This window comes from Leisingera sp., assembly GCF_982940295.1.
Genome location: NZ_CEYXRG010000020.1, coordinates 30,204 through 52,922, shown reverse-complemented (window position 1 = coordinate 52,922; position 22,719 = coordinate 30,204). Strand labels below are relative to the sequence as shown.

The window sequence follows — 22,719 nt, the reverse complement described above, 5'->3', positions numbered from 1 at the left end:
GATACCCCGCCAGGCGCTAGCCTCCTGACATGGCTTATGAACTCTATATTGGCGACCGCATGTTCTCCAGCTGGTCCTTGCGCGGCTGGCTCATGCTCGAAAAATTCTCCCTGGCCCACACTGTGCATATGGTGGGGCTTTATTCAGGAACCATGGCGGATGACATGGCGCATCTTGCGCCTGCCCGGCTGGTGCCCGCCTTGCGCACGCCCGAAGGCACAGTGATCGGCGAAAGCCTTGCCATTGCCGAGGCATTGGCCGAGCGGCACCCGGAGGCAGCCCTGTGGCCTTCCGGCCCGGCGCAGCGGGCCACGGCGCGCTGGCTGGCCGCGGAAATGGCCGCGGGCTTTGGCGCACTGCGCAGCGAATGCCCAATGCAGCTGGCCCATGTGTATGAGAGGTTTGAGGCGTCTGACGCAGTGAAGGCGGATCTGAACCGGATCGAAACCTTGTTTTCCCATGCCCGTAAGGTCTCGGGGCATGGCAGCGGCTATTTGTTCGGGGATTATTCGCTGGCGGACGTGTTCTACACCCCGGTGGCAGCCCGGATCGTTGGCTACGGCCTGCTGGTGTCCACTGACACCCGGGCCTACTGCAAGTTGCTGCTGTCCGACCCCGCGGTCCTGCGCTGGCAGGAGCAGGCGCATGAAGTCAGCTATGACCCTGAGCCTTACGCAATGGATCTGCCGAGGCGCCCCTGGCCGCTGGACTGAACCTGGAAGGAGCGCGAATTCTACGTGAATTCGCCTCCCGTAGCCCCTCGCGTTAACGACTCGGAAACCACGATTGCCAAGCATTTCTCCCTGAATCAGGAGGGTTGGGAGAGATGACCGCACGGTCCTACACAGTTGCCTTTCAGGGGGTCGAGGCCCGGCTGGTCGAGGTGCAATGCGCCGTTGCCCCGGGCCTGCCCGCCTTCTCCGTGGTCGGTTTGCCGGACAAGGCGGTTTCCGAGGCGCGCGAGCGGGTGCGGGCGGCTTTTGCGGCGATGTCCATCGCCCTGCCCTCGCGCCGGATCACAATAAACCTGTCACCTGCCGACCTGCCCAAGGAAGGCAGCCACTTCGACCTGCCGATTGCCCTGGCCCTGCTCGCCGCCATCGGCATCCTGCCGGCCGAAAAGGCCGAGGAGACCATCGCGCTGGGGGAGCTATCGCTTGACGGCCATCTGATGCCGGTGGCCGGCGCCCTGCCCGCCGCTGTGACCGCTGCGGAGGAAGGCCGGATGCTGCTTTGCCCGAAACCATCGGGGCCGGAGGCGGCCTGGGTCGATGCCGCGCAGGTGATCGGCGCCGCCACGCTGACGGAGGTGGTGCAGCATTTCACCGGCCAGCGGCGCATCGAACCTTCGGCACCCGGTGAGGCCGTCAGCGGGCTGGGCGGCAAGGACCTGCGTGACGTGAAAGGCCAGGAAACGGCCAAGCGGGCGCTGGAAATCGCCGCTGCCGGGCGCCACCACATGCTGATGATCGGCCCGCCGGGCTCAGGCAAGTCGATGCTGGCGGCGCGGCTGCCCTCGATTCTGCCGCCGCTGTCGCCCGCGGAAGCGCTGGAAACCTCGATGATACATTCCTTGTGCGGGCTGATCGACGAGGGCGGCATCAGCCGCGCCCGCCCGTTCCGGGAACCGCACCACACCGCCTCCATGGCGGCGATTGCGGGCGGCGGGCGGCGCGCCCAGCCCGGCGAGATCAGCCTGGCCCACAACGGCGTGCTGTTCCTGGACGAGCTGCCGGAGTTCGGCCGCCCTGTTCTGGAAACCCTGCGCCAGCCGCTGGAAACCGGCAAGGTGATGGTGGCGCGTGCCAATGCCCATGTGAAATACCCCAGCCGCTTCATGCTGGTGGCCGCCGCCAATCCCTGCAAATGCGGCTATTTGGCCGATGCCAACCGCGCCTGCTCTCAGGCGCCTATTTGCGGGGCGAATTACCTGGGCCGTATCTCCGGCCCGTTGCTGGACCGCTTCGACCTGCACCTGGACGTGCCGCCGGTGGATGTTGCCGACCTGGAGCTGCCGCCCAGCGCCGAAGGCTCTGCTGAAGTGGCGCAGCGGGTGGCCATCGCCCGCGAGATGCAGGCAGCGCGGTTTCATGACCATGCCGGCCTGCGCCAGAACGCCGATGCCGAGGGCGGCCTGCTGGAGGAAATCGCCGCGCCCTGTACCGAAAGCCGCGCCTTGCTGGTCCGCGCTGCCGAACGGTTCGGCCTCAGCGCGCGCGGCTATCACCGGGTGCTGCGGGTTGCCCGCACGATTGCGGATCTCGCGTGCGAAGAAAGGGTCCAGCGCCCCCATTTCGCCGAGGCGCTGAGCTTCCGGCTGCCTTCAACCCGCTGAGCTGCTGTCCAGCGCCGTGACCGCAAAGGCGGCCGCCTCTTCCAGCGCCGCCTGCCCTTCCGGCAAGTGCCCGGCCATGAACTGCCAGACGTGCGGCACATCGCGCCACAGGGTGAGGCGCACGCTGCCGCCCGCGGCCTGCAGCCGTTCCGCCATCCGCTCTGCATCCGACAGCAGCACTTCGACGTCGCCTGCCTGGATCAGCACCGGCGGAGGATCGGTAAACTCGGCGAAGAGAGGCGACGCACGGGCATCAGCAGGGTCCGCGCCCGCCAGATACTGCTCCACAACCTCTTTCATCCGCCCCGTCGGGATCAGCACATCCTTGGCCTGGTTGGCGCTGATGCTTGCGCCGCTCAGCGTCAGGTCGCACCAGGGTGAAAACGCAATCACACCCGCCGGGCGCTCGCCCTTGGCCAGAAGCCCGCCCAGCAGTGCCAGTGCCAGCCCGCCGCCTGCACTGTCGCCCGCAAGCAGAATGTCACCCGGCCCGTACCCCATTTGGCGCAGGGATTGCCACGCCGTCATCGCATCATCATACGCCGCCGGGAACGGAGCCTCTTGCAACAGCCTGTAATCCGGTACCGCAATTTCCAACCCGGAAGCATAAGACAGACGGGACAGCATCCCCTGATAGGCCCGGGCGCTGCCAGCCAGAAAGGCGCCGCCATGCAGGAACAGGATGACCTGCCTGCTGCGGGTCCGTCCGGCAGACACCAGATACAGCGGCACCGGTGCAGGCCGCCGCAGCACCCGGGTGTATGGCAGCGCCGGGCAGAACAGCGGCGCGGTCAGCTCAAAGACCCTGCGCGCCAGCTGCGGGCTGCTGGTCACCTGCAGCACCGGTTTCATGCCATAGCGCATCCACGCATTGATGGCCCGGCGCTGCCAGCTCATCAGCGGATCTTGGCTTCGATCGCCTGCCAGACCTTTTCGGCGATGTTCACCCCGTCAAAGCGCTCCAGTTCCTGAATGCCGGTGGGCGAGGTCACGTTGATCTCGGTCAGGTAGTCGCCGATCACGTCGATGCCGACAAAGATCTGGCCCTTTTCGCGCAGCAGCGGGCCGATGGCGGCGCAGATCTCCAGATCGCGTTCGCTGAGACCAATCTTCTCGGGCCGGCCGCCCACATGCATGTTGGACCGGGTCTCGCCCGCCGCGGGAACGCGGTTGATTGCCCCAACCGGCTCGCCGTCAACCAGAATCACTCGCTTGTCGCCGTTACTGACGTCGGGCAGGAATTTCTGCACGATCAGCGGCTCGCGGCTGAAGCCGGTGAACAGCTCGTGCAGCGAGGTGAGGTTGCGGTCGTTTGCATCCAGCCGGAATACGCCGGCGCCGCCATTGCCGTAAAGCGGCTTGAGGATCACGTCGCCATGCTTCGCCTTGAAAGTCTTGATTGTCTGCAAATCACGGGCGATGGTGGTCGGCGGCGTCAGATCCGGAAAGTTCAGAACCAGCAGCTTTTCCGGGTAGTTGCGGACCCAGAACGGGTCATTCACCACCAGCGTCTGCCCCTTCAGCATGTCCAGCAGATGGGTCGAGGTGATGTAGTGCATGTCAAACGGCGGGTCCTGCCGCAGCCAGACCACATCGAAATCCGCCAGATCCACCTCGCGTTCCGGACCCAGGACCGCCGGTGTGCCTGCCACCCTCTGCACGGTCATGTCATGGCCGCGGGCGGTAATGCGGCCCTCCTGATAGGCCAGATGGTCGGGGCCGTAGAAGAACAGCTCATGCCCGCGCGCCTGGGCCTCTTCGGCCAGGCGGAAGCTGCTGTCCGCGTTGATGTCCACGCCCATGACCGGGTCCATCTGAAAGGCGATCTTCATGGCTGTATCCCTTGTAAACTGGCCAAATACATGGCGCACCCCGCTCCGGGGTTCAATGGGTCAGACGCGGTTCAATCCATCCCGAAAGCGTTTTCGATGATTTCCACGGCGCCGGTTCCATCAACCAGCGCCGCGTCAAAGCGGACCGGCGTCAGTTGCCCCTGCGGCGTGTTCTCCAGATACTGCCCGGCGCTGGCATAGATGCGTTCCGCCTGCCGCGGGGTGATGCGCAGGGCCGCCGCGGCGCTGGTTGCGCTGTGCTTCACCTCGACAAACACCAGCCCGTCCGGCCCGCGCAGGATCAGGTCGATCTCGCCGCCCTGCCCGCGCCAGCGGCGCTCTGCCACGGTATAACCGCGGTTTTCATAGTGGCGGGCCACGATCTCCTCTGCCGCTTCGCCCGCCAGGTGGGCGCGGGCACCGCGGTGCTGACGGGCGCGGGTCATGCCTCAGCTGCCCTTCGCCAGCTGCAGCGCCAGCTGATAGACCTTGCGCCGGGGCAGCCCGTGCATCTCGGCAACGATCCCGGCGGCGTCCTTGACCGAATTGCCCAGCAAAGCCGCCTGCAAATCGCTTTCCAGATCGCCTTCGCTCACCTCCGCTTCCTGCGCGCGGTCGACCAGCAGCACGATCTCCCCCTTGACCGGGCTGACCTCCAGACCCGCGGTCAGATCCGCCAGCGGCGCCCGGCGCACTTCCTCGAACTTCTTGGTCAGCTCGCGGCACAACGCCGCCGGGCGGTTGCCCAGCACCGCGGCCATGTCCGCCACCGAGGCGGCAACGCGCTTGGGCGATTCATAGAAAATCAGCGTGCCGGGGATTTCCCGCAGCTCCTCCAGCCGCTTGCGGCGGGCGCCGGAGGCATTGGGCAGGAAGCCCGCAAAGAAAAACGCATCCGTCGGCAGCCCGGCCAATGTCAGCGCAGTCGCCGCCGCCGAGGCGCCGGGCGCGCAGGTGACCGTGTGACCCGCCTCCGCCGCGGCGCGGCTGAGGTCAAATCCCGGATCGGCGATCAGCGGCATCCCGGCCTCGGAGGCATAGGCAACCGATTTCCCCTCCGCCAGCGCCTCCAGCAGTTTCGACCGCGCGCCGGTGCCGCTGTGGTCGTGGTAGGCGATGATCCGCCGCCCGCCGAGCGGCACGCCATGTATCTCCATCAGCTTGCGCAGCGAGCGTGTATCCTCAGCCGCAAGCACATCGGCCGAGGCCAGCACATCCAGCGCACGCAGGGTAATGTCGCGGGCAGTGCCTATCGGAGTGGCAACAAAGTACAGCCCGGGGGACAATATGACATTCTGGTGATTCAACGCTGGACCCGCCTTTTTGGTCGTTTATGATCCGTCTTTAAACCCACACGGCGCAACCGCGCCGGGAGAACGGAGTTTCAAGCCATTATGTTTGCTGTTTTCAAACGGGCCCGCAAGGCGGCATTGACAGCCGCCGCGGCACTTTCCGCCATTGCCCTGACTGCCTGTGATCCGGTTGCCATCGGCACCGGCCCGACAATTAACACCTCCAAACCCGTGCCGGTAGCGCTGCTGGTGCCGCGCGGTTCCGCCCAGCAGGGCGACCGGGTGCTGGCCCAGAGCCTGGAAAATGCCGCCCGGATGGCAATCGGCGACCTGCAGGGGGCGCAGATCGACCTGCGGGTCTATGACACCGCAGGCAACCCGGCAACCGCCTCCACCGCCGCGCAGCAAGCACTGGACGACGGCGCCCGGGTGATCCTGGGTCCGGTCTATGCCGAGGCCGCCAATGCGGCGGGTATCGCCGCCCGCCAGCGCGGCGTGAACGTGCTGGCCTTCTCCAACAACCCGGCGATTGCCGGCGGCAATGTCTTTATCCTGGGGCCGACATTCGACAACACCGCCCGCAGGCTGACCAGCTTTGCGGCCCGCAACGGCAAGCGCAACATCCTGATTGTCGGCGGCAATGATGCAGCCGGCTCTGCGGGCCGTGCTGCCATCCAGCGCGCTGCCAGCGAGAGCGGTGTCAGTATTGCAGGCAGCGTGGGCTATGAACTGTCACAGCAGGGCGTGATCAATGCCATCCCCACCATCCGCACCGAAGCGGCGGGTGCGGATGCTGTGTTCCTGACCTCGACCACCGCCGGCGCGCTGCCGCTGCTGGCGCAGCTGATGCCCGAAGCCGGCGTCGATCCGTCGGTGACGCAATACATCGGCCTGACCCGCTGGGACATCCCGCCGCAAACCCTGACCCTGCCCGGCGTGCAAGGCGGCTGGTTTGCCCTGCCGGACCAGAGCAAGGTGCAGCAGTTCAGCGCCCGCTACCAGGCCAGCTATGGTGCAGCGCCGCATTCCATCGGCAGCCTCGCCTATGACGGCATTGCCGCCATCGGCGCCTTGGTCGCGGCCGGTAAATCCGACGCCCTGACCGGCGGCGCACTGACCCAAGGGGCAGGTTTCCGAGGGGCCGGCGGCATCTTCCGTCTGCGGCCCGACGGCACCAATGAGCGCGGCCTGGCAGTTGCCACCATCCAAGAACAGAAGGTCGTAGTCATTGACCCAGCCCCAAGCAGCTTCTCCGGCGCAGGTTTCTGAAGCCTCCGCCGGCTCCCCGCGGCACACTGCCAACGGGTATCCCGAACCGCTGGGGCCGCTCATCTGCGACCCCGCGGACATCTTTGACGCCACGGCCGTGCGTGCGCAGATCGAAGCAACGGCAGCGGATACCAGCCCGGCAGAGCTGCGCGGCGAAACCGTGAAGATTCTGCGCGCCGCCAACAAGGCCGGGCGCGCAGTCATTGCCGAGGCCTTTGCCGCCAAACCTTTTGCCGCGCGCGAGCTGACCCGCTCCTACACCTTCCTCACCGACGGGCTGGTCACCACCGCGCTGCATGTGGCCAGCGGCCTGCTGCATCCGCTTGCCAACCCGACCCGCGGCGAGCGTATCGCCGTGCTGGCGGTCGGCGGTTACGGCCGGGGCGAGATGGCGCCGGCCTCGGATGTCGATCTGCTGTTCCTGACCCCCTACAAGATCACCGCCTGGGCCGAGAGCGTCATCGAATCCATGCTCTATATCCTGTGGGACCTGCGGCTGAAGGTCGGCCACGCCAGCCGCACCATCAAGGATTGCATCCGGCTGGGCGGCGAGGACTACACCATCCGCACCGCGATGCTGGAGCACCGGTTCCTGGCCGGCCACGCGCCGCTGGCCAAGGAGCTGGACAAGCGGCTTCGGGCAGAGCTGTTCTCGAAGGATGCCGAGCAGTTCATCGAAGCCAAGCTGGCCGAGCGCGACGCCCGCCACCTGAAGCAAGGCCAGCGCTATGTGGTTGAGCCCAACGTGAAAGAGGGCAAAGGCGGCCTGCGCGACCTGCAGTCACTGTTCTGGATCGCCAAGTACCTCTACCAGGTCAAGGACGCCGAAGACCTGGTGCCCCTGGGCCTGTTCCACCCCGAGGAAATGGAGCTGTTCGCCAAGGCGGCATCCTTCTTGTGGGCAGTGCGCTCGCATCTGCATCTGGCCACCGGCCGCGCCACCGAGCAGCTGACCTTTGACATGCAGGTCGAAGTGGCTTCGCGCATGGGGTATGAAGACCGGGCCGGCCGTCGCGGTGTCGAACTGTTCATGCAGGACTATTTCCGCCATGCCACTCGCGTCGGCGACCTTACCCGGATTTTCCTGACCAAGCTGGAGGCCAGCCACCAGAAAGGCGCGCCGCTCTTGGAACGGATCTTCCGCCGCCGCCCGCGGATCAAGCCGGGCTACCGGGTGGTGCACAACCGGCTGGATGTTGTCGACCCGGAGGCGTTTCTGCAGGACAAGGTCAACCTTCTGCGGCTGTTCGAGGAAGCGCTGCGCACCGGTATGCTGATCCATCCGGACGCGATGCGGCTGGTGACAGCGAACCTGCACCTGATCGACGAAAACATGCGCAACGACAAGGAAGCGCGGAAGCTCTTCCTCGATCTGCTGCTCAAGCACGGCAACCCGGAACGCGCACTGCGGCGGATGAACGAACTGGGCGTGCTGTCTGCCTTCCTGCCCGAGTTCGAGCCGATCGTGGCGATGATGCAGTTCAACATGTACCACTCCTATACGGTGGACGAGCACACCATCCAGGTAATCGCCAATTTCGCCGCCATTGAGCGCGGTGAGCTGGAGGATGAGCTGCCGCTGTCCTCGGAAGTGCTGCGCAAGGGGCTGAACCGCAAGGTGCTGATGGTGGCGATGCTCTTGCATGACATCGGCAAGGGCCGCGCGCAGGACCATTCGATCCTCGGCGCCCAGATTGCCCGCAAGGTGGCGCCGCGGCTGGGGCTGAAACCCTCGGAATGCGAGACCGTGGAATGGCTGGTCCGCTATCACCTGCTGATGTCGGATATGGCCCAGAAACGCGACATTGCCGACCCGCGCACGGTGCGCGACTTCGCCAAGGCAGTGCAGACCGTCAAGCGGCTGGACCTTCTCTTGCTGCTGACCGTTTGCGATATCCGCGGCGTCGGACCGGACACCTGGAACAACTGGAAAGCGGCGCTGCTCAGGGCGCTCTACGGCCAGACCCGCGCCGCGCTTGAGGGCGGCATGGAAGCGCTGAACCGCGAGCATCGCGGCGCGTCCGCCAAGAAAGCCCTGCGCAAGGCGCTGCCGGACTGGTCCAAGGCCGACCTAAAGACAGAAACCGCCCGCCACTACCCGCCCTACTGGCACGGGCTGCATGTCACCGCGCATGTGGATTTCGCCGAAATGCTGCGCGAGTTCACCGCCAAGGGCGACCCGGGCGAGGTGATGATCCGGCTCTATCCGGACGTGGACCGCGACGCCACCCGCGCCTGTTTCGTGATGGAAGACCACCCCGGCATCTTTGCCCGCATCGTCGGCGCGCTGGCGCTGGTCGGGGCCAATGTGGTGGACGCGCGGTCCTACACCACCAAGGACGGATATGTCACGGACGCCTTCTGGATCCAGGACAGCGAGGGCCACCCCTTCGACCCGATGCGCCTGCACCGGCTCAAGCAGATGATCGAGAAGACGCTCAAGGGCGAGGTAATTGCCCGCGATGCGCTGAAATCCCGCGACAAGATCAAGAAGCGCGAGCGCGCCTTCAAGGTGCCGACCCACATCACCTTCGACAACGAAGGCTCGGAGATCTACACCATCATCGAGGTCGACACCCGCGACCGGCCGGGCCTCCTCTATGACCTGGCACGCGCCCTGGCCGCGGCCAATGTCTATATTGCCAATGCGGTGATTGCGACCTATGGCGAGCAGGTGGTGGATGCCTTTTATGTCAAGGACATGTTCGGCTTGAAGTACTATTCCGAGTCCAAACAGCGGACGCTGGAGAAGAAGCTGCGCGAGGCGATTGCCGAGGGCGCAAAGCGGGCGGATATATGAAGCCAATCAGATTGCTTTCGGGGTTCCTGACCGTCGGGTTCTGGACGCTGGCCAGCCGCGTGCTGGGCTTTGCGCGCGAGATCCTGATCGCCGCCTTCATCGGCCCGGGGCCGGTGCTGGATGCCTTTATCGTGGCCTTCCGCCTGCCCAACATGTTCCGCCGCTTCTTTGCCGAAGGCGCCTTCAACGCGGCCTTTGTCCCGGCCTTTGCCAAACGCTACGAGGCTGGCGACGACGCCACCGCCTATGCGCAGCAGGCCTTCAACCTGCTGGCTGCTGCGGTGCTGACGCTGGTCGGCCTGGGCATGGTGTTCATGCCCGGACTGGTTTGGCTCACGGCGGGCGGCTTTGTCGGCGATGCGCGGTTCGATATGGCGGTGGGATACGGCCATATCGTCTTTCCCTACATTCTGTTCATGTCGCTGGCGGCGCTGTTTTCCGGAGTGCTGAACGCCACCGGACGCTTTGCCGCCGCGGCCGCCGCGCCGGTGCTGCTCAATATCTTCGCTTGCACAGCGATGACAGCCGGGGCGATCCTGGGAGGCGACGTCGTAATTTGGCTGGTCTGGACCATCCCTGTGGCCGGCGTAGCACAATTGGCGCTGGTCTGGGTTGCCGCAGCCCGGGCAGGCATCGCTCTGCGCCCCGGCCTGCCGCGCTGGAACAGCGAAATGCGCAATCTGGTCCGGGTTGCCGTGCCTGCGGCGCTGGCCATGGGTGTCACCCAGATCAACCTTGTGGTCGGGCAATACGTAGCCTCGGACATCGAAAAGGCCGCCAGCTGGCTGTTCATCGCCGACCGCCTCTATCAGCTGCCGCTGGGCGTCGTGGGCATTGCCGTCGGCATCGTGCTGCTGCCCGCCCTGTCGCGCCGCCTGCGGGCCGGTGACGGCGCGGGCTCGCAAGACGCCCTGTCGCGCGCCGGAGAGTTCTCGCTGCTGCTAGCCGTCCCCTCCGCCGTTGCCTTCATCACCGTGCCGCTGCCACTGGTCTCTGTTCTCTATGAACGCGGCGCTACCGGCCCCGAAGACGTCGCCGCCATCGCTATCGCCGTTGCCATCTACGGCGCGGGCCTGCCGGCCTTCATGCTGCAAAAGGTGCTGCAGCCGCTCTATTTCGCGCGTGAGGACACCCGGACCCCGTTCCACTATGCGCTGGTGGCGATGGCGGTGAACGCCGGGCTGGCCTTTGGACTCAAACCGGTTCTGGGCTGGATCGCCCCCGCCATTGCCGCCTCCGCCGCAGGCTGGGCCATGGTGGCGCTCTTGGCACTTGGCGCCCGCGGCATGGGGGAGGAAGCCCGGTTCGATGCCCGCTTCCGCCGCCGCGCCTGGCGTATCCTGGCCGCCTCTGCCGTGATGGGCGCGGTGCTCTACACGGTGGCGCAAACGGCGGCTTGGCTGTTCACCCTGGACTACTGGCGCTACCTGTCCCTGCTGGGTCTGGTGGTCCTGGGCGGCGTGGTCTACTTCGCCGCCGGCCAGGCGCTTGGCGCCTTCCGCCTGTCGGAATTCCGTAGTGCCCTCAGCCGCCGGAGACAGGCATGAACCGCCTCGCCTGCCCCGCTGGTACAGTTCTATTCCGCCCGGGCCAGGATTGCCCCGGCTTTGTCCGCCTCACCTCCGGCCGCATTAAGGTCACGCTGACCGCAGCCAACGGCCGCGAGGTGGTGCTCTACCGCGTCGGCCCGGGCGATGTCTGCCTGCAGACCTTCGCCTGCCTCACCGACGGGCGCACCTATGCGGCGGAGGGCGTCGCGGAAACCCCGCTGGAAGGCGAGATCATCCCGCACGCCGCATTCCGTCAGGCGATGTCGGAGGACGGGGCGTTCCGCAGCGAAGTCCTGACCGCCGTCGCCCGCCGCTTTGCCGACTACGAACAACTGGTCGAGGACGTCGCCCTCACCGGCTTTGACGCCCGCCTCGCCCGGGTGCTGCTGCGCCTGGCACAGAACAGCGATGAGATCCGCACCACCCATGACGCGCTGGCCGCCGAAACCGCCTCCGGCCGCGCATTCGTCACCCGCCGCCTGCGCGAATTCGCCCGCCTCGGGCTGGTCGAAACACAGCGCGGGCAGCTGCGCATCCTCGACCGCGCCGGGCTGGAGCGGGTGGCTCAGGATGAAACCTGAGCTTTGGTGACACTGTCACCGACAGCCCCCCTGCTGCGGTCTAAAATAGGCTCAGAAATTGCAACCTGAGTTCGAAAGGACCGCACAATGCCCCGTAACGAAGGCCCCCTCGACCGCGCCCTGCGCGTAATCCTCGGCCTGATCCTGCTGTCGCTGGTGTTCATCGGCCCGCAAACCCTGTGGGGCCTCATTGGCCTGGTGCCGCTGGCGACCGGCCTCATGGGCTACTGCCCGCTCTATCAGATCATCGGCCTGAACACCTGCTCGCTGAAAAAACAGGGCTGAGCCTTCCGGCCAATGCCGGGTCAAGGGCGGCAAAGCCGCCGCGCGTCAGCGCGGCCCGGCCCAACGGCTGGCGATGCCCCGCCAGGGGCGTCACCAGCGGGCGGGAGCGCCCCGCTTCAATCGTGGCGGATGCGGTTGCGGATCCGCGCCCAGCCGCCCGGCGCCAGGAAAAACGACAGCCCGAACCCGGTGGCAAAACCCGCCAGGTCAGCGACCCAGTCCTTCTGGCCGCCAAACAGCAGTCCGAACACCAGCTGCGCCCCCATAAGGAAGGCAATCAGCGTGAACGCCCGGCTTTGCTGCGCCCCGACCGAGGCCAGCGAGCGCCACAGCAGAAAGGTGAACGCCCCGATCAGCCCATAAACCGCCGGGAAGCCGCCGATCAGGGGCTGTCCGCCGCTGACCAGCAGCGCATAACCCAGCGCGCCGCCGGCGCCGGACAGGATAAAGATGATGACCATCGCCAGATCGCCCATCACCTCGCCGACCATCTTGCCCATCGCCAGCACAAAGACGCAGACAAACAACGCATGGGTAAAGGCGCCATGCACGAAGATGTAGGAAACAAACCGCTTCAAATGCTCCGGCAGCCAGCGGCCGCTCTCCTGCATCCACCAGAAAATCTCGCTGGAAAACGCATAGGACTGGATCGCCTCCAGCCGCCAGCCGATTGCCTCCGGACCGCCCAGGATGCCGCGCGCGCCGAATGAAAACACGGCCTCGATCCCGATGATGATCAGGACCAGCGCCACCACCGCGGCGGGCAAAGGGTTGACCGGGGCATTGTGGGGCTGGCTGCTCATCCAAACTCCTTGCGGCACGGAATCTCCCGCGCCTGTTGACCTATCCTGGCCCCATGGGTAAGCGACGATGGTGCATAATTCCAGACGGGAGTTTCCGGCCATGAGCGAAACCAGCTTCACCCCGCGCGTCTTTTCGGGGATCCAGCCTTCGGGCAACCTGCACTTGGGGAATTACCTCGGTGCGCTGAAGCGCTTCGTCGACTGGCAGGCCAAGGACATTGAGACCATCTATTGCATGGTCGATCTGCATGCGATCACCGTCTGGCAGGATCCCGCGGATCTGCAGAAATCCACCCGCGAGCTCTGCGCCGGCTTCATCGCCGCCGGGATCGACCCTGAAGACTCGATTCTGATCAACCAGTCCCAGGTGCCCGAACACGCACAGCTGGCCTGGATCTTCAACTGCGTCGCCCGCATGGGCTGGATGCAGCGGATGACCCAGTGGAAGGACAAGGCGGGCAAGAACCAGCAGAACGCCTCGCTGGGCCTGTTTGCCTATCCGGCGCTGATGGCGGCGGACATCCTGGTCTACCACGCCACCCATGTGCCGGTGGGCGAGGACCAGAAACAGCACCTGGAGCTGACCCGCGACATCGCCATCAAGTTCAACCATGACTACGGCGTCAACTTCTTCCCGGAAACCGAGCCGGTGATTGAAGGCGCCGCCACCCGCGTCATGAGCCTGCGCGACGGGTCCAAGAAGATGTCGAAATCGGACCCTTCCGACGCCTCCCGCATCAACCTGACCGATGACGCCGATGCCATCGCCAAGAAGATCCGCAAGGCCAAGACCGACCCCGAGGCGCTGCCCTCCGAAACCGAAGGCCTGCAAGACCGCCCCGAGGCGCGCAACCTGATCAACATCTTCGCCGCGCTGAATGAGCAGAGCGTGGAACAGGTGCTGGCGGATGTCGGCGGCAAGCAGTTCTCGGAGTTCAAGCCGATGCTGGCGGATCTGGCGGTGTCGAAACTGGCGCCGATCTCGACCGAGATGGCGCGGCTGATGCAGCACCAGGACGAAATCGACAAGATTCTGTCCCGCGGATCGGAGCGCGCACGCGAAATCACCGCGCCGATCCTGCGCAAGACCTATGACATCGTCGGCATGGTTCCGCCCGTAAGCCTCTGAAACGGGACGCCGCTGGCGGAAACCGGCCGCATTTCAGCCGCCCCTCCGGGGGCGGCTTCTTTTTTGCCGGGACGCGCGGAAACTTTTCCGCCACTCAGCGGTTACCCCCGTACGGCCCCGTGCCGGAACAAGGAAGGAACCGCAATGAAACCGGGAATTTTCAAATCGACCACGGCGCTGGCAGTGATGGTCTCGCTGGCAGCCCCGCTGCCCGCCCTGTCGCAGGACAAGGGCAACAAGCGCATTGACCTCACCCAGATGACCACCGCCGAGATCGGCGATCTGGTCGACCGCTGCCGGAAACGCGCCGAGAAGCGGCAGAAGAAACTGGCCGCTGGCGCGGAGATCGAAGAAAAAACCGGCCGGATCGCCAAGTTCTGCCAGGCCTACGGCACTGGCGCCTTTGACGCGGAGCTGCCGGGTGAACTGCAATCCGCCAGCGTGCTGGCCAGCGTGGCGGAGATGACTGCCGGTGCTGAGGCTGAGGCGGAAGCCGAAGTCATCGCCGAAGCACAGGCCGCTGCCGAAGCAGAGGTGCAAGCCCAGGCCGCTGCGGAAGGCCAGGCGGCCGGCGGTGAAGACACCCAGCAGCCGGAAGAGGCCGCCGGGGCTGAGATCGGGGCCGAGGCCAATGCAGAGGCCGGCGCAGAGGCCAACGCTGAGACAGAGGCCGCCGCTGAATCCGCAGCCGCTCAGGAAGCTGCAGAAGCCGCGGCTCTGGCAGAGGCACTGGAACAGCAAGCCGAAGCTCAGGCCGAGACTCAGGCCGGCGCTCAGGAAGAACAAACCGAAGCACAAGCTGACCAGCAGGCAGAGGCCCAGGCCGAGCCGCAGCCCGAAGCTGAGGCCGCACAGCAGAACGAAACCCAGGCCGGGCAGCAGACCGAAGTGCAAGCTGACCAGACCATGGAACAGCCCGCAGAGGACGCGGCGGCTGAAAGCACCGGCGCAACTGCAGAAGCCATTGCCGCCGATCTGGCCCAGTCGCAGGGTGAGACCAGCGAGGAAACCGACAACCCCGAGCTGGTCGAACTGGACAGCCAGGCCCAGGCCGACGCTCAGGCCGAAGCCGAGACTGAGACCGCAGCAGCTGCCGCAGCAGCCGCGGAAAGCAGCGAAGGCGAAGCCGAGGTGATCGAGGAAACGGTGACCGAAGACACCGTACGCAGCTCGGACGAGGAATTTGAAACCCAAGTCCGTGAAAACACTCAGGCGGCAGAAGCCCCTGCCCCGGAGGCCAATGCCGCTGCGGAAGAGGATGACGGCGGCCTGTCCGACCAGCAGCGTAACGCCCTGCTCGGCCTCGGCGCCCTGGCCATCGGCACACTGCTCAACACCGGCGGCAAGGTGGTCTCCAACACCGGCGACCGCGCCATCGTCGAGCAGGACGGCCAGTACCGTGTGCTGAAAGACGACGACGCGCTGCTGCGCCAGCCGGGCTCGAACGTGACCACCTACCGGTTCCAGGACGGCTCCACCCGCACCGTGGTGACCCGCGAGAACGGGGTTGAGGTGGAAACCATCCGCTCTGCCGAGGGCCGGGTTCTGCGCCGCACCCGCATTCTGCCGGACGGCCGCAGCGTGGTTCTGTTCGATGACACCCAAAAGGCGGAAAAGGTGGTCGTCAATGAACTGCCGCAGGTTCAGGACAACCGCCGCGCCTTCTCCAGCACCGGTGCCGTGTCGGCTGAGGACCTGGCTGCAGCGCTGGCCGCGCAGGACGCTTCGCAGGTTGACCGCCGCTTCTCGCTGGCGCAGGTCCGCAACATCGACGCTGTGCGCCGCCTGGTGCCGGTGATCAACGTGGACTCGGTGAATTTCGACACCGGCTCTGCAGTGATCCGCCCGCAGGAAGCCGAAGAGCTGGCGGCCCTGGGCAACGCTCTGCGCGATCTGATCGACCGCAACCCGGGCGAGGTCTTCCTCATCGAAGGCCACACCGATGCGGTGGGCGCTGCCACCTATAACCTGGCGCTGTCGGACCGGCGCGCCGAAACCGTGGCGCTGGCGCTGACCGAATACTTCGACGTGCCGCCGGAAAACATGGTGGTGCAGGGCTATGGCGAAAGCGATCTGGCCGTGAAGACACTGGACGCCGAACGCGTCAACCGCCGCGTCGCCGTGCGCCGGATCACGCCGCTGCTGGGCAGCGAAGGCTGATCTTAAAGCTTGAACAACTGCACCCGGCGGGACTTCCCCGCCGGGTGTATTTCCGTCCCTATTCCGCCGGTGTCCTGCGGCGGGACAAAAGCCCGTACTTTAGGGCAAATGACTTCAGGGAAAACCGGCGCCTGCCGGTTCTTGCACCTTTCCGCCCGCCCGCGGTCCGGTCGAACTCGTACATGTCGATGGCCCGTTCGGCGCAGCCGCAGGCTTCGCCCAGGCCGACTTTCTTGTAGTAGAAATTCTCGAAGCTCTCAGGTTTCTGCATCGCATCCTCCCTCGGCGGAGAAAGCTAGCGCAGAAAGGCGGAAACGCAACACGGGCGCGCTATTACAGCCCCCTTACCCCGTGCAACGTCAGATCCGAAACAAGACGGGCATAATCCTCACGCGCCTTAGAACCTGCGCCGCTGTTCCACATATAATACCAGTTCAGCATCCCGAAGACAGACATTGTGGCGCCGCGCAGCTTGGTGCCGTCGCCGTCAAAGATCTCGGGCGCCACGGCCTGCAGGGCATCGCTCATGAACTGGACCATCTCGCGCTGATAGCTGCGAAGATGTTTCTGCTGCTCCTCGGGCAGCGCGCCCATCGCCCCCAGCTGCACCTGGTGCTCGTGATCCGCGCCCTGATAGGCCAGCAGGATTTCCGAGACGATGCGGCGCAGCCGTTCCTGCGGGCCGTACCCGTCCAGCTCCACCTCGCAGACCCGGTCGCGCAGGTCCTTGAGATACGTATCAAGGACGCCGAAGAGCACGGCATCCTTGCTGTCGTAATAGTGGTAGATGTTCGCCTTGGAGATCCCGCATTCCCGCGCCAGCTGGGTCATCGACGCTCGATCGTAACCGGAGTCGGCGAACACCTTGGCCGCCGACTTCAGGATCTGCGCGCGTTTCTCATCATGGTCTTTTGCGATCGTGCGGGCCAAGGCTCACTTCCCCGGTTCAGGACTTGTTGCGGTTGTCGACGACGCGCTTGGCCTTTCCCTGGCTGCGCTCGACGGAACCGGGGTCGCCTACAATGATCTCGGTGGAAACGCCAACCATATCCTTGATCCGCTTGGTCAGCATCCGCGCCGCGGCGGTTTTGCTCAGCTCATCGGTAGCATCCGGATTGGCCTCCACAAACACCCGCATCGCGTCCATCCGGCCGGATTTGTAGAGCTCGATCTGGTAATGCGGCGCCAGGCCGCCGGTCGCCATCAGCTGTTCCTCCACCTGGCTGGGGAAGACATTGACCCCGCGCAGGATGATCATGTCGTCACTGCGGCCGGTGATCTTCTCCATCCGCCGCATCGACCGCGCGGTGCCCGGCAGCAGCCGGGTCAGGTCGCGTGTGCGGTAACGGACCATCGGCAGGCCTTCCTTGGTCAGCGTGGTGAATACCAGCTCGCCCAGCTCGCCGTCCGGCAGCACTTCACCGGTCTGCGGATCAATGATCTCGGGCAGGAAGTGGTCCTCCCAGATCACCGGGCCGTCCTTGGTCTCAACGCATTCGTTGGCCACGCCCGGACCCATGATCTCGCTCAGGCCGTAGATATCGACCGCATGCATGTCAAAGGCGTCCTCGACCTCCTTGCGCATCGCGTCGGTCCAGGGTTCAGCCCCGAAAACACCCACCTTCAGCGAGCATTCGCGCGGGTCCATGCCGACCTTGTGGTACTGCTCCAGGATGTTGAGCATGTAGGACGGCGTCACCATGATCCCATCGGGTTTGAAATCGGTGATCAGGCCAACCTGCTTTTCGGTCTGGCCGCCCGACATCGGCACCACGGTCGCGCCCAAGCGCTCAATGCCGTAATGCGCGCCCAAGCCGCCGGTGAACAACCCGTAGCCATAGGCATTATGCACCATATCGCCCTTGCGCAGGCCCGAGGCACGCAAGCTGCGCGCCACCAGATCCGCCCAGTTGCTGATGTCATTGGCGGTATAGCCCACCACCGTCGGCTTACCCGTGGTGCCGGAGGACGCATGCAGGCGGATGATTTCACTGCGCGGCACCGCAAACAGGCCGAACGGATAGTTGTCCCGCAGGTCGTTCTTGTAGGTGAACGGAAACTTCGCCAGATCGGACAGCTGTTGCAAATCGTCCGGATGCACACCCGCCTCGTCGAACCGCTGCTTGTACATCGCCACGTTGTCATAGGCATGGCGCACCGACCACTTCAGCCGCTCCAGCTGCAATGCTCGGATTTCGTCGATCGAGGCGATCTCGATCGGCTCCAGTTCACCCTTCTTGGGGCTCAGGTCTTCCATGGCGTCCTCCACACCTTATTCGTCAAACAACTGGCCTTTGACCGCCCGGGAGAAACCCCGGAACTCGGCGATCTGCTGGCCGTCCTGATTGGTCACTGTCACGTCATAAATGCCGCTGCGCCCGGTCAGGGAAATCTCGCGGGCCTTGGCAATCAGCGTGTCACCCAGCCGTCCGGGCGCGGTGAAGCTGATCACGTTGTGCTGCGCCACGGTCGACTGGTTGCGGCTGTTGCAGGCAAAGGCAAAGGCGCTGTCGGCCAGCATGAAGGTCACCCCGCCATGGCAAATGCCGTGCCCGTTGCAGTGGTGCTGCGCGATGGTCAGCTCCAGCGTGGCCTCGCCCTCATCCACATGGGTGATCTCCATCCCCGCCCACTTGGACGCGTGGTCCTCGGCCCACATGGCGGCGGCGGATTTTTCGGCGCGTTCTTTCGGGGTCATGGTCACTTGCCCTTGAACTCAGGAGCGCGCTTTTCCAGGAAGCTGGCAACACCCTCCGCGTAATCCGCGCTTTCGCCGCAGGTCTTCATCGCGTCCGCCTCGATCTCCAGCTGGTCAGAGAGCGTGTTAACCGCAGCCGCCTGAATGCACTGCTTGGTCAGTCCAAGCCCCAGTGTCGGCCCGTTGGCGAATTTCTCTGCCATCGCGCGCGCCTCTGTCATCAGCTCGTCATCCGGCAGCGCCTTCCAGATCAGGCCCCAGTCCTCGGCCTTCCTGGCTGGCAGCGGCTCAGCGGTCAGCGCCAGCCCCTTGGCCCGCGCCTCGCCCAGCAGCCGCGGCAGATGCCAGCTGCCGCCGGTGTCCGGGATCAGGCCCACCTTCGCAAAAGATTGAATGAACTTGGCGCTCTCACCCGCCAGCACCATGTCGCAGGCCAGCGCCAGATTGGCGCCCGCCCCGGCGGCCACGCCATTCACCGCGCAGATCACCGGGAAGTTCAGCTCGCGGATCAGCCGAACCAGCGGCGCATAGAACTTGCGCACGGTCTGGCTCAGGTCCGGCGGCCCGTCCATCTTGCGCGGATCGCGGTCGCCCAGATCCTGCCCGGCGCAGAAGCCACGGCCCGCCCCGGTCAGCAGCACCGCGCGGGCGCCGCCGTCGCGCGCCGCCTCAAGTGCCGCGCGCAAGGCATTGTGCATCTCCTCGTTGAAACTGTTCAGCCGGTCCGGACGGTTCAGAGTGATCTCCACCCAGGTCCCGTGGACCTCCACCAGAATCGTATCGCTCATCGCTCCCTCACCCTGTCAGCGGTGCATTTGACAAATTCCTTGCATAAACCGACCGGACGGTCAATATATCTCAGCATCGGATTCCAGCCAGCCGGCCCCTGCCGGCCTGACGAAAAGGACAGCATCATGAGCCTTCTAGAGATTTCCAGCTTTGCAGCGGGTCAATGGGTCGCACCGGGCGCAGGTGCCCGCAACATCGCCAGCGCCATCACCGGCGAGGTGATCGCCAGCGCCGGCAATGACGCGCTCGACGTGCAAGGAATGCTCGACTACGCCCGCACCGTGGGCGGCGCCAACCTGCGCAAGCTGACCTTCCACGACCGCGCCCGGATGCTGAAGGCGCTCGCCGGCCACCTGAACCAGCACAAGCAAGCGCTCTATGACCTGTCCTTCAACACCGGCGCCACGCAGTCCGACCACATGATCGACATTGACGGCGGCATCGGCACCATGTTCGTCTTCGCCTCCAAGGGCCGCCGCGAGATGCCGGACGCGCATGTCTACCTCGATGGCGATGTGGAGCAGCTCTCCCGCAACGGCACCTTCCTGGGTCAGCACATCTGCACCCCGCTGCGCGGCGTCGCGGTGCATATCAACGCCTTCAACTTCCCGGTCTGGGGCATGCTGGAGAAACTGGCACCCACCCTGCTGGCAGGCGTCCCCGCCATCGTGAAGCCCGCCACCAACAGCTGCTATGTGACAGAGCTGGCAGTGAAACTGATGCTCGACAGCGGCATCCTGCCCGAAGGCGCGCTGCAGCTGGTGTCCGGCGGCCTCGGCGACATGCTGGACCATCTGACCATGCAGGACGTGGTCAGCTTCACCGGCTCCGCTAATACCGCGCTGAAACTGCGCGCGAACCCGGTGATCCTGGAAAACTCGGTCCGGTTCGTGGCCGAACAGGACAGCCTCAACGCGTCTATCCTTGGCCCCGACGCGCAGCCCGGCACGCCGGAGTTTGATCTCTTCGTCAAGGAAGTCAGCCGCGAGATGACTACTAAGGCGGGCCAGAAATGCACCGCCATCCGCCGCATCATCGCGCCGCAAGCGCAGGTGGACGCAGTGATCGAAGCGCTCTCTGCCCGACTGGCAAAAACCAAAATCGGCGACCCGCGCCTTGAAACCACCCGGATGGGCGCGCTGGTCTCAAACAGCCAGAAACGCGACGTACTGGAAAAGGCTGAAATCATCGGCCAGGAAGCAGAGCGCGTCTTTGGCGACCCGGCGAACTTCTCCGTCGATGGCGCCGACGCCGAAAAAGGCGCCTTTGTCCCGCCGATGCTGTTCCACTGCGCCGACCCGGACAAGGCGCAGCGCGTCCATGACACAGAGGCCTTCGGCCCCGTCTCCACCATCATGGGCTACCGAGACCTGAACCACGCGATTGATCTCGCCAACCGCGGCCAGGGCTCGCTGGTGGCCTCGGTCATCACCCATGACCCTGCCGTCGCCCGCGAGGTCGCCATCGGCGCCGGCGCCTACCACGGCCGCCTCTATTTCAACAACCGCGACTCGATGAAGGAATCGACCGGCCACGGCTCCCCCCTGCCGCACATGGTGCACGGCGGCCCGGGCCGGGCCGGCGGCGGCGAGGAGATGGGCGGCGTGCGCGGCGTCAAACACTACATGCAGCGCACCGCCATCCAGGGCTCGCCCGACATCCTGTCGGCAATCGGCGAGAAATGGGTCCCTGGCGGCACCGAGATCGAAGGCCCGGCACACCCCTTCACCCGCAAGTTCGGCGAGCTGGCGATTGGCGAGACCCTGCACACCGCCCCGCGCACCGTCACGCTGGAGGATATCGAGACCTTCGCCCATTTCACCGGCGACACCTTCTATGCCCACATGGACGACGAGGCCGCCAAGCGGAACCCGTTCTTCCCGGGCCGCGTGGCGCATGGCTACCTGCTCTTGTCTTTCGCCGCGGGCATGTTCGTGCAGCCGGACGAAGGCCCGGTCCTGGCCAATACCGGCCTCGACAATCTGCGCTTCATGAAGCCCATTTCCGCAGGCGAAAGCATCAAGGTGCGCCTCACGGTCAAGAAGAAGACCCCCCGCAACGAGGAATACGGCGAGGTCCGCTGGCACGTGACCCTGACCAACCAGGACGGCGAGATTGCGGCAGAGTATGAACTGCTGACGATGAACGCCTTCTAAGACAGCGCAAATGCGGCAGGCAGCGGTAAAGCTGCCGTGCGCCCGGACTGGCCTTACCGGTCCGGGCGAACTATATTTATCCCTATGAACGAACAGCATAACCCTTGGTTTGACACCACCGTCCAGCAGCTGAACGATCCGCAGAACCAGCGGGTCTGGTCGGTGATCGTGTCGCTGTTCGGCGATCTGGCGCAGGACAAGGGCGCCCAGATCAGCGGCGGCGCCCTGACCCGCATCATCACCCCGATGGGTATCAAGCCCGAGGCAATCCGGGTGGCCCTGCACCGGCTGCGCAAGGACGGCTGGATCGAAAGCGAGCGCGCGGGCCGTGCCTCTGTCCATTACCTAACCGAATACGGGCGCAGCCAATCGGCCGCGGTGACGCCCCGCATCTACGAACGCCGCGCCGCAGCCCCAACCGACTGGCACCTGCTGATCGCCGAAGATGGTGCCGGCCAAGCAACACTGGATGAGGTGCTGCTGCTGTCCAACTATGTGGCCGTCAACCGCACCACCGCGCTTGGCCACGGTCCGGTACCGCGCAGTCTGGACGATCTGATGGCGGCCCGTGTCAGCAGCATGAGCGTGCCCGGCTGGCTCAAGGCGCGGCTGTTCCCGGAACCCCTGCAGGACGCCTGTGCTGCGCTGCAGCGGGACCTCGAACAGATCGCCCCGCCGCCTTCGGGCCTGACGCCGGCGCAAACCGGCACTTTAAGAACGCTGATCGTGCACCGCTGGCGCCGCGTGGTGCTGCGCCACCCGGACCTTCCGCCCAGCTTCCACCCCGAGGACTGGACCGGAGAGACCTGCCGCGCCCTGGTGTTCCAGCTGCTGGACCGCCTGCCGCGGCCAGCGCTGACCGCCCTGGATGCCCAGACCGAATAACCGCAAAACTCCTCAGCGATCTGAACTCCCCCGCAACGCGGCCCGGCGCGCGAGGAGCGAGGACGCATGTAAGATTTTGTTTTTCCAATTCTTTTCTCGCCCATCGGAAAAAATTCGGAAGAATCTGCATTTCGTCAGCTTTTCCGCTTGACCCC

General features: G+C 65.3%; 21 protein-coding genes. 11 read left to right on the top strand and 10 right to left on the bottom strand.

Annotated elements, in window-relative coordinates; genetic code table 11:
- The first annotated feature begins 29 nt into the window (after positions 1-29).
- A complete protein-coding gene (locus tag AC4HIX_RS16705) occupies positions 30-713 on the top strand; it encodes a glutathione S-transferase (protein ID WP_490399798.1) in 684 nt (227 codons plus the stop codon).
- A 113-nt stretch (positions 714-826) separates the two neighbouring features.
- Entirely contained in the window at positions 827-2,335 is a 1,509-nt protein-coding gene (locus AC4HIX_RS16700; RefSeq protein WP_490399797.1) for a YifB family Mg chelatase-like AAA ATPase, read from the top strand.
- On the opposite strand, the gene AC4HIX_RS16695 is transcribed toward AC4HIX_RS16700, so the two are convergent.
- The 4 genes from AC4HIX_RS16695 to rsmI all read right to left on the bottom strand — a co-directional run bounded on the left by AC4HIX_RS16695 (position 2,324) and on the right by rsmI (position 5,474).
- Positions 2,324-3,232: an alpha/beta hydrolase fold domain-containing protein gene (locus tag AC4HIX_RS16695; protein ID WP_490399796.1), complete on the bottom strand. Its 909-nt coding sequence runs from the start codon at positions 3,230-3,232 to the stop codon at positions 2,324-2,326. The genes AC4HIX_RS16700 and AC4HIX_RS16695 overlap by 12 nt on opposite strands.
- Positions 3,232-4,167 carry a glutathione synthase gene (gene gshB / locus AC4HIX_RS16690; protein ID WP_490399795.1) on the bottom strand — a complete coding sequence of 312 codons (936 nt, stop codon included), beginning with the start codon at positions 4,165-4,167 and terminating at the stop codon, positions 3,232-3,234. The genes AC4HIX_RS16695 and gshB overlap by 1 nt, the downstream gene beginning before the upstream one ends.
- 71 nt (positions 4,168-4,238) lie before the next feature.
- On the bottom strand, positions 4,239-4,613 hold the full coding sequence (locus AC4HIX_RS16685; RefSeq protein WP_475047428.1) for a YraN family protein: 375 nt from the start codon (positions 4,611-4,613) through the stop codon (positions 4,239-4,241).
- Positions 4,614-4,616: 3 nt separating this feature from the next.
- Entirely contained in the window at positions 4,617-5,474 is an 858-nt protein-coding gene (rsmI, locus tag AC4HIX_RS16680; protein ID WP_490399794.1) for a 16S rRNA (cytidine(1402)-2'-O)-methyltransferase, read from the bottom strand.
- 87 nt (positions 5,475-5,561) lie between these two features.
- Here rsmI and AC4HIX_RS16675 point away from each other — a divergent pair, with 87 nt between their 5' ends.
- The 5 genes from AC4HIX_RS16675 to AC4HIX_RS16655 all read left to right on the top strand — a co-directional run bounded on the left by AC4HIX_RS16675 (position 5,562) and on the right by AC4HIX_RS16655 (position 11,944).
- Positions 5,562-6,728 carry a penicillin-binding protein activator gene (locus AC4HIX_RS16675; RefSeq protein ID WP_490399793.1) on the top strand — a complete coding sequence of 389 codons (1,167 nt, stop codon included), beginning with the start codon at positions 5,562-5,564 and terminating at the stop codon, positions 6,726-6,728.
- Positions 6,688-9,528 (top strand): [protein-PII] uridylyltransferase, encoded by a 2,841-nt coding sequence (locus AC4HIX_RS16670; RefSeq protein ID WP_475047433.1) that lies wholly within the window; start codon positions 6,688-6,690, stop codon positions 9,526-9,528. The genes AC4HIX_RS16675 and AC4HIX_RS16670 overlap by 41 nt, the downstream gene beginning before the upstream one ends.
- Positions 9,525-11,075 carry a murein biosynthesis integral membrane protein MurJ gene (murJ, locus tag AC4HIX_RS16665; RefSeq protein ID WP_490399792.1) on the top strand — a complete coding sequence of 517 codons (1,551 nt, stop codon included), beginning with the start codon at positions 9,525-9,527 and terminating at the stop codon, positions 11,073-11,075. The genes AC4HIX_RS16670 and murJ overlap by 4 nt, the downstream gene beginning before the upstream one ends.
- Positions 11,072-11,659 (top strand): Crp/Fnr family transcriptional regulator, encoded by a 588-nt coding sequence (locus AC4HIX_RS16660; protein WP_490399791.1) that lies wholly within the window; start codon positions 11,072-11,074, stop codon positions 11,657-11,659. The genes murJ and AC4HIX_RS16660 overlap by 4 nt, the downstream gene beginning before the upstream one ends.
- 87 nt (positions 11,660-11,746) lie before the next feature.
- Positions 11,747-11,944, top strand: coding sequence for a YgaP family membrane protein (locus AC4HIX_RS16655; RefSeq protein ID WP_490399790.1), 198 nt, complete (start codon positions 11,747-11,749; stop codon positions 11,942-11,944).
- Between the two features lie 116 nt (positions 11,945-12,060).
- On the opposite strand, the gene AC4HIX_RS16650 is transcribed toward AC4HIX_RS16655, so the two are convergent.
- Positions 12,061-12,747, bottom strand: a complete 687-nt coding sequence (locus tag AC4HIX_RS16650; RefSeq protein ID WP_490399789.1) for a rhomboid family intramembrane serine protease — start codon at positions 12,745-12,747, stop codon at positions 12,061-12,063.
- 100 nt (positions 12,748-12,847) lie between these two features.
- Here AC4HIX_RS16650 and trpS point away from each other — a divergent pair, with 100 nt between their 5' ends.
- On the top strand, positions 12,848-13,876 hold the full coding sequence (gene trpS, locus AC4HIX_RS16645; protein WP_490399788.1) for a tryptophan--tRNA ligase: 1,029 nt from the start codon (positions 12,848-12,850) through the stop codon (positions 13,874-13,876).
- Between the two features lie 144 nt (positions 13,877-14,020).
- Positions 14,021-16,036, top strand: a complete 2,016-nt coding sequence (locus tag AC4HIX_RS16640) for an OmpA family protein (RefSeq protein ID WP_490399787.1) — start codon at positions 14,021-14,023, stop codon at positions 16,034-16,036.
- Between the two features lie 58 nt (positions 16,037-16,094).
- Here AC4HIX_RS16640 and AC4HIX_RS16635 read toward each other — a convergent pair whose 3' ends face one another.
- The 5 genes from AC4HIX_RS16635 to paaG all read right to left on the bottom strand — a co-directional run bounded on the left by AC4HIX_RS16635 (position 16,095) and on the right by paaG (position 19,522).
- A complete protein-coding gene (locus tag AC4HIX_RS16635) occupies positions 16,095-16,307 on the bottom strand; it encodes a hypothetical protein (protein ID WP_475047448.1) in 213 nt (70 codons plus the stop codon).
- A gap of 62 nt (positions 16,308-16,369) precedes the next feature.
- Positions 16,370-16,966 (bottom strand): TetR/AcrR family transcriptional regulator, encoded by a 597-nt coding sequence (locus tag AC4HIX_RS16630; RefSeq protein WP_475047450.1) that lies wholly within the window; start codon positions 16,964-16,966, stop codon positions 16,370-16,372.
- Between the two features lie 16 nt (positions 16,967-16,982).
- A complete protein-coding gene (paaK, locus tag AC4HIX_RS16625; protein WP_490399786.1) occupies positions 16,983-18,293 on the bottom strand; it encodes a phenylacetate--CoA ligase PaaK in 1,311 nt (436 codons plus the stop codon).
- A gap of 15 nt (positions 18,294-18,308) precedes the next feature.
- Entirely contained in the window at positions 18,309-18,734 is a 426-nt protein-coding gene (gene paaI, locus AC4HIX_RS16620) for a hydroxyphenylacetyl-CoA thioesterase PaaI (RefSeq protein WP_027236384.1), read from the bottom strand.
- A 2-nt stretch (positions 18,735-18,736) separates the two neighbouring features.
- On the bottom strand, positions 18,737-19,522 hold the full coding sequence (gene paaG, locus AC4HIX_RS16615; protein ID WP_490399785.1) for a 2-(1,2-epoxy-1,2-dihydrophenyl)acetyl-CoA isomerase PaaG: 786 nt from the start codon (positions 19,520-19,522) through the stop codon (positions 18,737-18,739).
- Positions 19,523-19,648: 126 nt separating this feature from the next.
- Between paaG and paaZ the strand changes: the two genes are divergently transcribed.
- Complete coding sequence (paaZ, locus tag AC4HIX_RS16610; RefSeq protein ID WP_490399784.1) at positions 19,649-21,679, top strand: phenylacetic acid degradation bifunctional protein PaaZ; 2,031 nt, start codon at positions 19,649-19,651, stop codon at positions 21,677-21,679.
- Between the two features lie 84 nt (positions 21,680-21,763).
- Complete coding sequence (locus AC4HIX_RS16605) at positions 21,764-22,564, top strand: PaaX family transcriptional regulator C-terminal domain-containing protein (protein WP_490399783.1); 801 nt, start codon at positions 21,764-21,766, stop codon at positions 22,562-22,564.
- Positions 22,565-22,719: the final 155 nt, after the last annotated feature.

Excerpts from the sequence above, each read along its gene's own strand:
- AC4HIX_RS16660 (WP_490399791.1), top strand. The coding sequence starts at position 11,072 with ATGAACCGCCTCGCCTGCCCCGCTGGTACAGTTCTATTCCGCCCGGGC.
- murJ (WP_490399792.1), top strand. The coding sequence starts at position 9,525 with ATGAAGCCAATCAGATTGCTTTCGGGGTTCCTGACCGTCGGGTTCTGG.
- AC4HIX_RS16675 (WP_490399793.1), top strand. The coding sequence starts at position 5,562 with ATGTTTGCTGTTTTCAAACGGGCCCGCAAGGCGGCATTGACAGCCGCC.
- paaZ (WP_490399784.1), top strand. The coding sequence starts at position 19,649 with ATGAGCCTTCTAGAGATTTCCAGCTTTGCAGCGGGTCAATGGGTCGCA.
- AC4HIX_RS16640 (WP_490399787.1), top strand. The coding sequence starts at position 14,021 with ATGAAACCGGGAATTTTCAAATCGACCACGGCGCTGGCAGTGATGGTC.
- AC4HIX_RS16635 (WP_475047448.1), bottom strand. The coding sequence starts at position 16,307 with ATGCAGAAACCTGAGAGCTTCGAGAATTTCTACTACAAGAAAGTCGGC.
- AC4HIX_RS16705 (WP_490399798.1), top strand. The coding sequence starts at position 30 with ATGGCTTATGAACTCTATATTGGCGACCGCATGTTCTCCAGCTGGTCC.
- paaG (WP_490399785.1), bottom strand. The coding sequence starts at position 19,522 with ATGAGCGATACGATTCTGGTGGAGGTCCACGGGACCTGGGTGGAGATC.
- trpS (WP_490399788.1), top strand. The coding sequence starts at position 12,848 with ATGAGCGAAACCAGCTTCACCCCGCGCGTCTTTTCGGGGATCCAGCCT.
- AC4HIX_RS16650 (WP_490399789.1), bottom strand. The coding sequence starts at position 12,747 with ATGAGCAGCCAGCCCCACAATGCCCCGGTCAACCCTTTGCCCGCCGCG.
- paaK (WP_490399786.1), bottom strand. The coding sequence starts at position 18,293 with ATGGAAGACCTGAGCCCCAAGAAGGGTGAACTGGAGCCGATCGAGATC.
- AC4HIX_RS16695 (WP_490399796.1), bottom strand. The coding sequence starts at position 3,232 with ATGAGCTGGCAGCGCCGGGCCATCAATGCGTGGATGCGCTATGGCATG.
- AC4HIX_RS16700 (WP_490399797.1), top strand. The coding sequence starts at position 827 with ATGACCGCACGGTCCTACACAGTTGCCTTTCAGGGGGTCGAGGCCCGG.
- paaI (WP_027236384.1), bottom strand. The coding sequence starts at position 18,734 with ATGACCCCGAAAGAACGCGCCGAAAAATCCGCCGCCGCCATGTGGGCC.
- gshB (WP_490399795.1), bottom strand. The coding sequence starts at position 4,167 with ATGAAGATCGCCTTTCAGATGGACCCGGTCATGGGCGTGGACATCAAC.
- AC4HIX_RS16605 (WP_490399783.1), top strand. The coding sequence starts at position 21,764 with ATGAACGAACAGCATAACCCTTGGTTTGACACCACCGTCCAGCAGCTG.
- AC4HIX_RS16655 (WP_490399790.1), top strand. The coding sequence starts at position 11,747 with ATGCCCCGTAACGAAGGCCCCCTCGACCGCGCCCTGCGCGTAATCCTC.
- AC4HIX_RS16685 (WP_475047428.1), bottom strand. The coding sequence starts at position 4,613 with ATGACCCGCGCCCGTCAGCACCGCGGTGCCCGCGCCCACCTGGCGGGC.